Source organism: Faecalibacterium sp. Marseille-Q4164 (assembly GCF_017377545.1).
GTDB lineage: Bacteria > Bacillota > Clostridia > Oscillospirales > Ruminococcaceae > Faecalibacterium > Faecalibacterium duncaniae.
The window spans coordinates 1-885 of the sequence record NZ_JAFREJ010000050.1 but is presented as its reverse complement, the minus strand read 5'-3'; the positions used below and the strand labels follow the sequence as shown (position 1 = coordinate 885).

Genomic DNA, 885 nt, shown 5'->3' with positions numbered 1-885 from the left:
TGTCCATAAGGTCAGAGATGGACTTTCTGGAACGCTTTACCGCCAGCGACTGGAAGAACTCTCCGACCTGATAGAACAGCATAACTGCAACAGCTTCCGGGTATTCCCCGATGGCAAATGCGCCGATCGTGGAAACACTCATCAGGAAATGCTCGTCAAACACCTGTCCTCTGGTGATATTTTTCACTGCCTGCCATACGACATCCCAGCCAAGAATCACATACGCCACAATCAGAAACGCCAGTTCCGCCAGAGTCGGCAGCTTTGCGAATACGGTCAATGCCATACCGATTGCATAGACCACAGCACCCACGGCAAGCCGTATCGTGCGCTTCTTATCCTCATCGTTATAGACCGCCGCTTTTTCATCCTTTTTGACAGGTGCAGTCGCTTCCAGCTGCTTTTCCGACACTTCAACATCCGGCTCATGGCTGTGTACGATCGTGGTAACGGTATCCAGCAAGGAAGCAGCTACCGATGTTCCAGCCTGAACAGTCAGCGTCTGGTTCATCAGATTCACGGTCGAAGAAGTCACGCCATCCAGCTCACCGACTTCTTTCTCGATCTTTGCTGAGCAGTTCGGGCAGTCCAGACCTTTCAGGATGAATACTCTTTTCATTTTGACCTCCACTACGTTTTCTTAATTGTTCAATCGCTCAACTTAAAAGACAAAAAGATAATCGCTTGCGCGATCATCCTCTTAAATGCTCAAATCCCTTGTCGATGATCTCCTTTACATGATCATCCGCCAGCGAATAATACACGATCTGGGCCTCTCTGCGGAATTTGACCAGTCCGGCAAGCCGGAGTGCTTTCAGCTGGTGAGAGATCGCCGATTTGGTGACGCCCAGCAGAACCGCAAGGTCGCATACACACATCTCGCTC

Annotated in this window: 2 protein-coding genes; both read right to left on the bottom strand. The window is 50.3% G+C overall.

The window, feature by feature from the left end:
• A partial coding sequence (locus J3352_RS14160) for a heavy-metal-associated domain-containing protein (RefSeq protein ID WP_207700531.1) occupies positions 1-619 on the bottom strand: 619 nt, incomplete at its 3' end.
• Between the two features lie 73 nt (positions 620-692).
• Positions 693-885, bottom strand: a 193-nt coding sequence (locus J3352_RS14155) for a metalloregulator ArsR/SmtB family transcription factor (protein ID WP_207700530.1), incomplete at its 5' end; no start/stop codon positions are given.